This window comes from Bradyrhizobium sp., assembly GCF_049691595.1.
Lineage (GTDB): Bacteria > Pseudomonadota > Alphaproteobacteria > Rhizobiales > Xanthobacteraceae > Bradyrhizobium.
Window position 1 is genome coordinate 1 of sequence record NZ_JBAVNZ010000047.1, and the last position, 12,378, is coordinate 12,378.

At 63.1% G+C, this 12,378-nt stretch carries 10 protein-coding genes; 9 read left to right on the forward strand and 1 reads right to left on the reverse strand.

All coding sequences use genetic code 11. From position 1 onward, the window contains the following. Window positions 1–1,094 (reverse strand): alpha-hydroxy acid oxidase (locus tag WCE35_RS01955; protein WP_424591656.1); only part of this gene is annotated, 1,094 nt, incomplete at its 3' end. Window positions 1,095–1,575: 481 nt separating this feature from the next. Here WCE35_RS01955 and glmM point away from each other — a divergent pair. The 9 genes from glmM to WCE35_RS02000 all read left to right on the forward strand — a co-directional run. Continuing rightward, window positions 1,576–2,922 carry a phosphoglucosamine mutase gene (gene glmM, locus WCE35_RS01960; protein WP_424591657.1) on the forward strand — a complete coding sequence of 449 codons (1,347 nt, stop codon included), beginning with the start codon at window positions 1,576–1,578 and terminating at the stop codon, window positions 2,920–2,922. 189 nt (window positions 2,923–3,111) lie between these two features. Next, entirely contained in the window at window positions 3,112–4,395 is a 1,284-nt protein-coding gene (locus tag WCE35_RS01965; protein WP_424591658.1) for an MFS transporter, read from the forward strand. Window positions 4,396–4,649: 254 nt separating this feature from the next. Further along, entirely contained in the window at window positions 4,650–5,474 is an 825-nt protein-coding gene (locus tag WCE35_RS01970; RefSeq protein ID WP_424591659.1) for an outer membrane protein, read from the forward strand. Between the two features lie 214 nt (window positions 5,475–5,688). Then, window positions 5,689–6,519, forward strand: coding sequence for an outer membrane protein (locus tag WCE35_RS01975; RefSeq protein ID WP_424591660.1), 831 nt, complete (start codon window positions 5,689–5,691; stop codon window positions 6,517–6,519). A gap of 78 nt (window positions 6,520–6,597) precedes the next feature. Continuing rightward, window positions 6,598–7,188, forward strand: a complete 591-nt coding sequence (locus WCE35_RS01980; protein ID WP_424591661.1) for a glutathione S-transferase family protein — start codon at window positions 6,598–6,600, stop codon at window positions 7,186–7,188. A gap of 141 nt (window positions 7,189–7,329) precedes the next feature. Further along, entirely contained in the window at window positions 7,330–8,502 is a 1,173-nt protein-coding gene (locus WCE35_RS01985; protein WP_424591662.1) for a phosphoserine transaminase, read from the forward strand. A 167-nt stretch (window positions 8,503–8,669) separates the two neighbouring features. Beyond that, window positions 8,670–10,259 carry a phosphoglycerate dehydrogenase gene (serA, locus tag WCE35_RS01990; RefSeq protein ID WP_424591663.1) on the forward strand — a complete coding sequence of 530 codons (1,590 nt, stop codon included), beginning with the start codon at window positions 8,670–8,672 and terminating at the stop codon, window positions 10,257–10,259. Window positions 10,260–10,774: 515 nt separating this feature from the next. Next, window positions 10,775–11,467: an outer membrane protein gene (locus WCE35_RS01995; RefSeq protein WP_424591664.1), complete on the forward strand. Its 693-nt coding sequence runs from the start codon at window positions 10,775–10,777 to the stop codon at window positions 11,465–11,467. Between the two features lie 402 nt (window positions 11,468–11,869). Then, a partial coding sequence (locus tag WCE35_RS02000) for a DUF4140 domain-containing protein (protein ID WP_424591665.1) occupies window positions 11,870–12,378 on the forward strand: 509 nt, incomplete at its 3' end.

A 12,378-nucleotide genomic window follows, 5' to 3' on the forward strand; every position in this document is an offset into this window, starting at 1 on the left:
ACCCCGCACAGCCCCATGGTCGTGGTCAGCTCCCTGGCGATCACATCGAACGCCTTGGCGACGCCGGCTTTTACGGCGGCCCCTAACCCGTAGACATAGGCGCGGCCGATCATGCAGGATTTGGCGCCGAGCCCAAGCGCGCGCATCACGTCCTGGCCCGAGCGGATGCCGCCGTCGAACATGATCTCCATCTTGGAGCCGACCGCATCGACGATCTCGGGCAGAACCTCGATCGACGACGGCGCGCCGTCGAGCTGCCGGCCGCCATGGTTGGAAACCACCAGCGCCTGGGCGCCGGTTTTCGCCGCGATCTCGGCGTCCTCGACGTCCAGAATGCCTTTCAGGATCAGCTTGCCCGGCCAGATGCCGCGGATCCAGTCGATATCCTTCCAGCTTAGTGTGGTGTCGAATTGCGAACTGATCCAGGTCGAGAGCGCGGTGATGTCCTCGGCGCCCTTCAGATGGCCGATCAGGTTGCCGAAGGTGCGGCGCTTGCCGCGCAGCACGCCGGCGACCCAGGCCGGCTTGGTGGCGAAATCGAACAGTTTCGAGAGCGGCCATTCCGGCGGCACCGACATGCCGTTCTTGATGTCCTGGTGGCGCTGCCCGATCACCTGCAAGTCCACGGTCAGCACCAGTGCGCTGCATTTGGCAGCGATCGCGCGCTCGATCAGGGATTTGATGAAGCCGCGATCCTTCATCACGTAAAGCTGGAACCAGAACGGCTTGTCGACGCTGGCGGCGATGTCCTCGATCGAACAGATCGACATCGTGCTTTGCGTGAACGGAATGCCGGCGGCCTGCGCGGCGCGGCAGGCGTGAATCTCGCCGTCGCCGTGCTGCATGCCCAATAGTCCGACCGGCGCCAGGATCAGCGGCATCGCCGCGGGCTCGCCCAGGATCGCGGTCGAGAGATCGCGCCTGGAGACGTCGACCAGGATGCGCTGGCGGAATTTGATCTGCTGAAGATCGTCGTGGTTGGCGCGCATCGTATCCTCGGAGTACGAACCGCGATCCGCATAATCAAAAAATGCTTTCGGGACGCGGTGCCGGTGCAACTGGCGCAGGTCTTCGATGCAGGTAATGTGCTTCATGGACGCTCCCGGCTCTTCGTGCATTTCTTGACCGACTTGTCATCTAGCACGGTTGGGTCATCCGCCAAATCGCCGCGCGGAACTGGCAAGAGGTTAAGGCCCGATGATCCGGTCAGGCCCCGCCCAACGACGGCAATACGGAAAAAACCCGGCCCGCCAGGCCCCGAAGCAGGGGCGGAAGGAGACCATTCGGGGTTGCGTCCCCGTGAAGGTCACCCGGACGCCGCCGTCGAGGGGCGGATATCGCGTCATGCGCAGATCAAGGCGGCGGCCGAAATACGGTTCGATTTTCGGCATAATGCAAGAAAAAACAATCGGTTACCGGATCGGCGGCCTGCCAGCCACCGGTAATGATTCATCATATTTTTTGAAGCCATATTAGCGATACAGGTATTATAACCCCCTGCACGCCATGATGGTGGACGTTCAGGGCTTCTTGCCAGGGATGGTCTTGAAAAGCTCCGGGCTTGCTGGGGGTTACATGAGCCGCAAATATTTCGGTACCGACGGGATTCGGGGCCGCGCCAATGGATTGATCACGCCGGAGCTCGCGCTAAAGGTCGGGCAGGCGGCCGGACTGGTGTTTCAGCGCGGCGATCATCGCCATCGCGTCGTGATCGGCAAGGATACCCGTCTTTCCGGCTACATGATCGAATACGCCATGGTGGCCGGCTTCACCTCGGTCGGCATGGACGTGCTGCTGCTCGGTCCGATGCCGACGCCGGCGGTCGCGATGCTGACCAAGTCGATGCGCGCCGATCTCGGCGTGATGATCTCCGCTTCCCACAATCTGTTCGAGGACAACGGCATCAAGCTGTTCGGCCCGCAGGGTTTCAAGCTGTCTGACGATGTCGAACGGCAGATCGAGCAGCTGCTCGACGAACCGATCGACCGCCGCCTGTCGCAGAGCGCCAGTCTCGGCCGCGCCCGCCGCATCGACGGCGTCCATGACCGCTACATCGAGTTCGCCAAGCGCACCCTGCCGCGCGATCTCAGCTTCGATGGCCTGCGCGTGGTGATCGATTGCGCCCATGGCGCGGCCTACAAGGTGGTGCCGGAAGCGCTGTGGGAGCTCGGTGCCGACGTGGTTGCGATCGGCGTCGAGCCGGACGGCTTCAACATCAACAAGGAGTGCGGCTCGACCTCGCCGGAGGCGCTGAGCCGCAAGGTGCGCGAGATGCGCGCCGACATCGGCATCGCGCTCGACGGCGACGCCGATCGCGTCATCCTGGTCGATGAACGCGGCCATCTGGTCGATGGCGACCAGCTGCTCGCGGTGATCGCGCAAAGCTGGAAGGAAGACGGCCGGCTCGCCAAGCCCGGCATTGTCGCCACCGTGATGTCCAATCTCGGGCTCGAGCGCTTCCTCGAGGGCCATGGCATCGAGATGGTGCGAACGCCGGTCGGCGACCGCTATGTGCTCGAGCAGATGCTGAGAGGCGGCTATAATCTCGGCGGCGAACCCTCCGGCCACATCATCCTGTCCGACTACGCCACCACCGGCGACGGTTTTGTCGCGGCGCTGCAGGTACTCGCGGTGGTGCAAAAACTTCGCCGTCCGGTGTCGGAAGTCTGCCACCGCTTCGATCCGCTGCCGCAGATCCTCAAGAACGTCCGCTACCGCAGCGGCAAGCCGCTCGAAAATGCCGACGTCAAATCGGCGATCGTCGATGGCGAGAAACGCCTCAATGGCCACGGCCGCCTGCTGGTCCGTTCCTCCGGCACCGAGCTCGTGATCCGCGTGATGGGCGAGGGCGACGACCGGATCCTGGTCGAGGACGTGGTCGATCAGATCGTCTCGGCGCTGGGCCAGGCCGCGCCGGCCTGATCGCGATCCGGTTTTTCTCTGGCGTGTGATTTGGTCGCCGGGCCAGAAGCGTCCACGGGCCCGAGGGCATGTCATGGCGGATCACGCGCCAACCGCATCGCAGCCATCGGCTAATGGCGCTGGTCGGCGCGGTGTCCGCGTCGTAGGACAACGGCGCCGTCACCTTGCGAATCGTCCGGGAATCCTCCGTTGAACAAACCCGTCGTCGTCTCCGAAGAAGCACCGGTCGCGCCGGTGTTGGTGCCGGACGTGACGCCTGGCTTCGCCGCCGCGACCGCCGCCGGGCGCGCGGCCAGGAGCGCCGTCGCAGGTCCCGCCTATGTCGTGCTGGCGGGAATCAGCTTCTCGCATTTCCTCAACGACACCATGCAGTCGCTGATCGCATCGGTCTATCCGATCCTGAAGGACAGTTACGCGCTGGACTACGCGCAGATCGGCATGATCACGCTGGCGTTCCAGTTCACGGCGTCGCTGCTGCAGCCGCTGGTCGGGCATTTTACCGATAGGAGGGCGCAGCCGTTCTCGCTCGCCATCGGCATGGGATTCACGTTCTTCGGGTTGCTGCTGCTCAGCGTCGCGCACAGTTACGGGATCATTCTGATCGCGGCGTCGTTGGTTGGCCTCGGATCGGCGGTGTTTCATCCGGAGTCGGCGCGGATCGCGCGGCTTGCCTCCGGCGGACGCTACGGCTTTGCGCAATCGGTGTTCCAGCTTGGCGGCAGTTTCGGCACCTCGATGGGGCCGGTGCTGGCGGCGTTGATCGTGGTGCCGTTCGGCCAGCCGAGCATCGCCTGGTTTTCATCGATCGCGTTTCTCGCCATCGTCATCCTGTGGCAGATCGGGGCGTGGTACCGGCCGCAGATCGTGACCAAAAAGGCGGTAACCGTCGAGCGGCATCCGGACGCGCCGGATCGCCGGCGCGTGATGGTCGCGCTCCTGGTGCTGGTCGCGCTCGTGTTCTCCAAGCAGCTCTACGTGTCGAGCCTGTCGAGCTATTACATCTTCTATCTGATCGAGAAGTTCGGCGTCTCCACCCAGGGCGCGCAGCTCTATCTGTTCATCTTCCTCGCCGCCAACGCGGCAGGCGCGTTCTTCGGCGGACCGCTCGGCGACCGGTTCGGCCGCAAATATGTGATCTGGTTCTCGATCCTCGGCGCGCTGCCGTTCACGCTGGCGCTGCCCCATGCCGGCCTGTTTGCCAGCGCCGTGCTGACGGTGTTCATCGGCCTTATTCTTTCATCGGCGACGTCGTCGATCATCGTGTTCGCGCAGGAACTGATGCCACACCGTTTCGGCATGATCTCCGGCGTATTCTTCGGCGTCGCCTTCGGCATCGGCGGGCTTGGCGCCGCGGTGCTCGGCAAGCTCGCCGACCACGCCGGCATCGCCTTCGTCTATCAGCTTTGCGCATTCCTGCCGGCGATCGGCCTGCTCGCGGTGTTGCTGCCGAAGATGCCGCGGCACCCGCGCTGACCCCGATCAACGTGCGCCGGATGCGCGCGTTTTCTCAACACATCGTTAGCATCCGTGGCGGCTTCGGCGGTCTTGCGTGCCGCGAATGCATCGGTTTCGCTGCCCGCGAAAGCGCCGCGCGAAAAGTCGTCACGGATTATCAACCTTAATAATTAGGGTTAAGTGCCGCTTAAACATTTGCTGGCATCGTCGGCCCGTGAGTTTTCAAGACGTGGGGCTCTGGTGTCGCCTCACCGGCCAGAAGGACGAAGCCAATGCGTAGCGTTAAGTCATTTGTTGCCGCCGCAGCGGCATCCCTGTTGTCGTCGGTGGCGTTTGCCGCCGACATGGCGATCATGGCACCGCCGGCCTACGCGCCGCCCGCGATCGAGGATTTCGGCGGCTGGTATCTGCGCGGCGACATCGGCTTCAGCAACCAGCGGGTCGGCCGCCTCAACAACGTGCTCGACGCCGGCAACACTTCCTCGGTCCAGAACCTCGGCTTCAATACCGCCGGCATCTTCGGTGTCGGCGTCGGCTATCGGTTCAACAACTGGTTCCGCGCCGACATCACCGGCGAATATCGCGGCAACTCGCAGTTCTTCGGCACCGACCGCATCACCTATCCGGGCGGCGTCGGCACCGACACCTATCACGCGACCAAGTCGGAGTGGGTGGTGCTCGCCAACGCCTACGCCGATCTCGGCACCTGGTGGAGCATCACGCCGTTCATTGGCGCGGGCGTCGGCGGGGCGCGGGTTTCGATCGCCAACTTCACCGACCAGAGCATCGCCAACAACGGTGGCGGCGCGCTGCCGGGCCTGGCCTTCGGCGACAACGTTTCGAAATGGAATTTCGCTTGGGCGCTCCATGCCGGCGTCGCCTACAGGGTCACGCCGAACTTTACCGTCGAACTCGCCTATCGCTACCTCGACATGGGCGACGGCCTGACCGGCGACCTGCGGACCTTCGACGGCACCAACACCATCTTCAACCCGACGACATTCAAGAACATCACCTCGCATGACCTGAAGCTCGGCGTGCGCTGGGATCTGGACAACCCGCCGCTCTATGCGTCGCCGCTGGTGCGCAAAGGTTAATCCGCTCTCCCATCCGTTAACGATTGCCGACGGCGCGGGATTTTCCCGCGCCGTTTTCCTTTCGGCGCGATCGCGAAAACCGGGCTTCGGGTTTTGAGACAACAATCCCGGACATCGTTTTTTCAGCAACATCGCGCCAATCGAACCCCGCGACAACGATTGGTTAAGGTTAACGAGCGATGATCGACATCAGAGAGTTCGATGGAGCGTTGCGATGCGTGGACTTCTGCTGGCGGCGATGATGTTGGGAGCGGTGACCGGTGCGCAGGCGGCCGATCTCTCCGATCTTCCGATTCTTCGCGGGGGCTTTTCCGACGGGCTGACCAGCAGCAGGGTCAACTGGGCGGGGGTCTACATCGGCGGCCAGGCCACGCATGGCGCGGCGGACATGGACTTCACCAATTCCGGCCAGGACCTGCTCGCCAAGCTCCTGAACAATCTCGATCTCGAATCCCAGTTCAACATTTCGAAATGGCCCTTGCTCGGCAAGGCGCACATGCAAAGCAGCGGCTTTGGCGGCTTTGTCGGCTATAATTTCCAGTGGAGCGAAGCGCTGATCGGGCTTGAATTGAACTACACCCGCGGCAACTTCTTCGGCGCCTCAAGCGGCTCCCAGAGCCGCGCGTTCTTTTTCCCGACAGATTATTTCACGACCGCCGACGTGTCGTCGAGCTCTTCGATTAAGATCACCGATTTCGGCTCGCTTCGCGTCCGCGGCGGGTATGCGATCGGCAGCTTTCTGCCTTACGGATTCGTCGGCGTTGCGATGGGGCGGGCGGATATCAACCGCCGGGCCGACGCCACCCTTCAATACACCTATGTCGGGTCTGCCGTGCCGCCGAAGCCCAACATCGGACCGGTTACCTACACGCTGACCGACAACGCGAACGCGCATTTCCTCACCGGTTTCGCCGCGGGGCTCGGTCTCGACCTGATGCTGTACGCGAACATCTTCCTGCGCGCGGAGTGGGAGTATCTCCGGTTCACCTCCACCGTCGATACCAGCGTCAACACGGTGCGTGCCGGCGTCGGTTACAAGTTCTGATTCTTTCGCGATCGCCGGCTTGACAGCGAATAGCGCGGCTGATCCGATTGCTGCTCCTGGCCGGAGCCCGCGCAAACCATGAAGACCTATGGCGACGCCAATTCGGGCAATTGCCTGAAGGTGAAGTGGGTCTGCGACAGGCTGGCGCTGCCCTATACCTGGATTGAGGTCAACACGCTCAAGGGCGAGAGCCGCACGGCCGAGTTTCTCAAACTCAACGGGGCCGGGCAGGTGCCGACCGTCGTGCTCGATGACGGCCGTGCGCTGGCGCAGTCCAATGCCATCATCCGGTACCTGGCCCGCGGCAGCGATCTTATCCCGGCCGATGCATATGACGCGGCTAAAATGGACGAATGGCTGTTCTGGGAACAGAATAGTCACGAGCCCTTCGTCGCAGGGTGCCGCTTCCAGATGTTCTATCTCGGCAAGCCGGCCTCCGATCTCGATCCGGACAAGGTCAAGCGCGGCTACGCGGCGTTGGCGCGCATGGAACATCACCTCGCCACCTCGCGTTTTTTGGTTGGCGACAGCTTCTCTCTCGCGGACGTAGCACTCATCGCCTATACGCGCGTCGCCCATGAAGGCGGCTTTCATCTCGACGGTTACGCCGCCCTGCGCCGCTGGATTTCCGAGGCCGAGCGCGCGCTCGGCCTGCCGCGGGTGCGCTGAGATGCCGGGGCATCAAACCACCGTGATCCCAGCGTAATACCTGATCCCGGCGAAGTTTCTTGACGATTCGGCGCCTTTCCCCTACGCACCGCGGCGGGAAACCTCTCCCCACCGAGAGGCAGCTATCTGGAAGGGTAGAACATGACCGCAGCGAAGCCCGCTTCGCGGCCGAACGTGCCGCATTTCTCCTCCGGCCCCTGTGCCAAGCGCCCCGGCTGGAATCCGCAAAATCTGAAGGACGCCGCGCTCGGCCGTTCGCATCGCGCGAAGGTCGGCAAGGCCAAGCTCAAGCTCGCGATCGAACTGACGCGCGAGGTGCTTGAAGTCCCCGCCGGTTACAGGATCGGCATCGTGCCGGCGTCCGATACCGGCGCGGTCGAAATGGCGCTATGGTCGCTGCTTGGCGCGCGGCCCGTGACCACGATCGCCTGGGAATCCTTCGGCGAGGGCTGGGTCAGCGATATCGTCAAGGAACTGAAGCTGAAGGACGTCACCCGGCTGCACGCCGGCTATGGCGATATTCCCGATCTCGGCAAGGTCGATCCGGCGTCCGACGTGGTCTTCACCTGGAACGGCACCACCTCGGGCGTGCGGGTGCCGAATGCCGACTGGATCAGCGCGAGCCGCGAAGGTCTGACGATTTGCGACGCGACCTCGGCGGCATTCGCGCAAGAGCTCGACTGGAACAAGCTCGATGTGGTGACGTTCTCCTGGCAGAAGGCGCTGGGCGGCGAGGCGGCGCATGGCATGCTGGTGCTCTCCCCACGCGCGGTGGCGCGGCTCGAAAGCTACACGCCGGCCTGGCCGCTGCCGAAAATATTCCGCATGACCAGGGGCGGCAAGCTCAACCAAGGCATTTTCGAGGGCGAGACCATCAACACGCCGTCGATGTTGTGCGTCGAGGATTACCTCGATGCGCTGAACTGGGCGAAATCGGTCGGCGGCCTCAAGGCCCTGATCGCGCGCGCCGACGCCAATACCAAGGTGCTGGCCGACTGGCAGGCGAAGACGCCGTGGATCGATTTCCTGGCCAAGGATCCCGCCATCCGCTCCAACACCTCGGTGTGCATGAAGGTGGTCGATCCCGCCATCGCCGCGCTCAACCCGGACGCGCAGGCGGATTTCTCCAAGAAACTGGTTGCGCTGGTGGAGAAGGAAGGCGCGGGCTACGATTTCGCGCATTACCGCGACGCGCCGGCGGGCTTGCGGATCTGGTGCGGCGCCACCGTGGAGGCCAGGGACGTCGCGCTGCTGACGCAGTGGATCGACTGGGCCTTTGCCGAGACCAAGGCGACGCTCGCCAAGGCGGCGTAATCTTCACCCTCCCCTGGAGGGGGAGGGTCGACGCACCGCAGGTGCGGCGGGGTGGGGTGATCTCTCCACGAACTCGACGCACAAAGAATTTCGCATCGACAGCTGCACCCCATCCCGGCGCTTCGCGCCGACCCTCCCCCTCCAGGGGAGGGTGAAGGAAAAATCCAATGTCAAAGCCCAAGGTTCTCATTTCCGACGCGCTTTCGCCCGCTGCCGTGCAGATCTTCAAGGATCGCGGCGTCGACGTCGACTTCCAGCCCAATCTCGGCAAGGACAAGGACAAGCTCGCCGAGATCATCGGAAATTATGACGGGCTTGCGATCCGCTCCGCCACCAAGGCGACCGCCAAGATCATCGAGAAGGCGACCAGGCTGAAGGTGATCGGCCGCGCCGGCATCGGCGTCGACAATGTCGAGATTCCCGCCGCCACGGCAAAAGGCATCATCGTGATGAATACGCCGTTCGGCAATTCGATCACCACCGCCGAACATGCCATCACCCTGATGCTGGCGCTGGCGCGGGAAATTCCGCAGGCCGATGCCTCGACCCAGGCCGGCAAGTGGGAGAAGAACCGCTTCATGGGCGTCGAGATCACCGCCAAGACGCTCGGCGTGATCGGCTGCGGCAATATCGGCGCGATCGTCGCCGACCGGGCGCTTGGGCTGCGCATGAAGGTGATCGCCTACGACCCGTTCCTGTCGCCGGAGCGCGCGCGCGACATCGGCGTGGAGAAGGTCGACCTCGAGGAGCTGTTCAAGCGCGCCGATTTCATCACGCTGCACACGCCGCTGACCGAGAAGACCAAAAACATCATCGACGCCGCCGCGCTCGCCAGGATGAAGAAGGGCGTGCGCATCATCAACTGTGCCCGCGGCGGCCTGGTCGACGAGCAGGCGCTGGTCGACGCGCTCAATTCCGGGCACGTCGCCGGCGCCGCCTTCGACGTGTTCGTCGAGGAGCCGGCCACCAGGAACGTGCTGTTCGGTCGTCCCAACGTGATCTGCACGCCGCATCTCGGCGCGTCCACCACCGAAGCGCAGGAGAACGTCGCGCTGCAGGTCGCCGAGCAGATGTCGGACTATCTGTTGACCGGCGCGATTTCCAATGCGGTGAATTTTCCGTCGATCACGGCGGAAGAGGCGCCGAAGCTGAAGCCGTTCATCGATCTCGCCGAAAAACTCGGTTCGTTCGCGGGCCAGCTCACCGAGACCGGCATCCTGAAAGTTCAGATCACCTATGAGGGCCATGTCGCCGAAATGAAGATCAAGGCGATCACCTCGGCGGTGCTGTCGGGCCTGCTGCGGCCGATGCTGGGTGAGGTCAACGTGGTCTCGGCGCCGGTTATCGCCAGGGAGCGCGGCATGGTGGTCGACGAGATCGTGCGCGCGGCCGAGAGCGACTATGAAAGCCTGATCACGGTCACCGTCACCACCGAGCGGCAGCAGCGCTCGGTGTCGGGCACGGTCTATGCCGACGGCAAGCCGCGGCTGGTCGACATCAAGGGTATCCGGGTCGACGCCGAATTCGGCAAATCGATGATCTATGTCACCAACGAAGACAGACCGGGCTTCATCGGCAGTTTCGCCGGCCTGCTCGGCGACGCCAGGATCAACATCGCCACCTTCCATCTCGGCCGCGTCAAGCAGGGTGGCGACGCCATCGCGCTGGTCGAGGTCGACGGTGGCGTGCCCGCCGACGTGCTCGCCAAGGTGCAGGCGCTGCCGCAGGTCAAGCAGGCCAAGGCGCTGGTTTTCTGAGATTCCGGGGCGGGTTGCCGAACAAGGTCGTAAGTGACGCGCGTGACGTTGTTGCCAGTTCGGCTTGCGTCATCCCCTTGCGGATTTAACCAGCCTTGACCAGAGGCCGAAATGGATTCCAAAGGATATGCGCCCACAACCCGACGTCCGTTCACTCAGTTAAGAGCGGGATGAACCAGCACGGCGGTATTCTGCACTATTCTTTGTCGGTCCAGACGTGAGTCGCTTTCCAATCTCATGAGTAGCCCGATACTGGATTGAGATTACATGAGCGGCCGATCCAAGTGTTTTGTACAGGCCGATCGCTTTGATCAATTCGCTGGCGATCATGCGCTCCGTTACCACGAGCTTATCAGATTGCTGAATGCAATGTGGCTCGCGAACAACACTGTTTTACAAAATGAGAAGACCGTGCCGATCATGAAGAGATCCGCGTCATCGTACCCTTAGGTTGCATCTTTTTGACACATTCACCCGCCTAATGCGTGGGGTACATGAGGGCAGGAGAGACAGCAATGCGAACGAGTAAATTGATTACGGTGAGTCTTGCCACGGCCATGCTGGCATCGACATCCGCCTTATCTGTCGCCGCCGATGCGGCGGGCGGTCGTGGTTACAGGGCCATGCCGCCAGTGCCCTATATCTACAGCTGGACTGGATTCTATGCGGGCGGTCACGTCGGCCTCGGATGGGCCGACTCAGATGGCGGCAGCAGCAGCGGCTTGATCGGAGGCGGTCAGGTTGGCTTCAATTACCAGGTCAATCAGTGGGTCTGGGGCATCGAGGCGGACATTTCGGGGACGACCATCAAGGACAGCGCCAGCGCCACGGTCGTCGGGCGTGGAGCCGTCATAACCGGGCGCGCCGAGGCGAGCCTCGATTGGGTCTCCACGCTTGCTCCAAGGCTCGGCTACACCGTCGATCGTTGGCTCATCTTTGGCAAGGTGGGTGGAGCGTGGGCTCACGGAACCGGGACCGTCGGCGTTGCCATGAATGGTATATCCGTCGGCTCGATGTCGGTCAGCCGGACTGTGAGTGGGTGGGTGCTTGGCTTCGGCGCCGAGTATGCCCTGCGGGACAACTGGACCGCCAAGATCGAATATAACATGATGGACTTCGGCAACGGCGGCCCCTTTGCTGATGATAAGTTCCATGTCCTCAAGGCTGGTATAAACTATCGTTTCGGCGGATTCGGCGGACCTTTCTGAGCCGTTGCGGTGACGCATCGAATCCGAGCGGTGATCGACCCCGGCCTGTCGGCCGGGGTTTTCGTTTGCCAATGTCATCGAAGACTCTGTTTCTGTCGTGGTCTACTTGCACTCCCGGTTTGCAAAGTCATGGTCGGTTGGCTCTGGTCGCTCTCGATGCAACCGCATCCAGGTGACGGCTGATACGATGCAAATGTGACAATTTCCGAATGCCGGCGTTGCAGTCAACCGGCGCCGCACCCGCCCCGGAGCCTGTCCTGGCCGTGCCTTACCGTTACCTCAATCGAACCCGTTGCTTGATCGCTGCGTCTCATCACTGCTGGTGATGCGGCTTCGTGCCGGGTCGCACCGGATCGGCCGGAATGTCGCGCGCCGCGCGGAGATCATGAGAGAGGGAACGTCATGCGAATGATTGCCAACAGCCTTGTAACGGCCAGCCTGGTGCTTGCGACGGCGTTCGCCGCGCTGCCGGCGCAGGCCGCCGATCTGGACGTCACATCGGCGGTCGATGCCGTCACCGTCTATCCCGATGGCGCCAGCGTCACGCGCGTGATCGCGCTCGATCTTCCTTCCGGCGACAACACGCTGGTGACGAGGGACTTTCCGCTGACGCTCGATCCATCCTCGCTGCGGGTCGAGGGTGAGGCCGGCGCCAAGCTCACGATCGGCGCCATCGACACGCGGCCGCCGCGCGCGGCGCCGCCGGTCAATCTGCCCGAACTCGACAAGCGCATCGAGGCGCTGAAGGACCAGCGCACCGATTTGCAGGGTACGATCGCCGCGGCCAATGCGCGCCGCAAGTTCGCCGAACGCTTTGCCGAGGTCTCGCCGGCCGGAATGGGCGAGAAAGGCGAGGCGCGTCCGATCGCCGAATGGCGCGCCGCCTTTGCCGCGGTCTCCGAGGAAATCGC

Coding starts and splice junctions, on each gene's coding strand:
- WCE35_RS01980 (WP_424591661.1), top strand. CDS start 6,598: ATGAAGACCTATGGCGACGCCAATTCGGGCAATTGCCTGAAGGTGAAG.
- serA (WP_424591663.1), top strand. CDS start 8,670: ATGTCAAAGCCCAAGGTTCTCATTTCCGACGCGCTTTCGCCCGCTGCC.
- WCE35_RS01975 (WP_424591660.1), top strand. CDS start 5,689: ATGCGTGGACTTCTGCTGGCGGCGATGATGTTGGGAGCGGTGACCGGT.
- glmM (WP_424591657.1), top strand. CDS start 1,576: ATGAGCCGCAAATATTTCGGTACCGACGGGATTCGGGGCCGCGCCAAT.
- WCE35_RS01970 (WP_424591659.1), top strand. CDS start 4,650: ATGCGTAGCGTTAAGTCATTTGTTGCCGCCGCAGCGGCATCCCTGTTG.
- WCE35_RS01985 (WP_424591662.1), top strand. CDS start 7,330: ATGACCGCAGCGAAGCCCGCTTCGCGGCCGAACGTGCCGCATTTCTCC.
- WCE35_RS01995 (WP_424591664.1), top strand. CDS start 10,775: ATGCGAACGAGTAAATTGATTACGGTGAGTCTTGCCACGGCCATGCTG.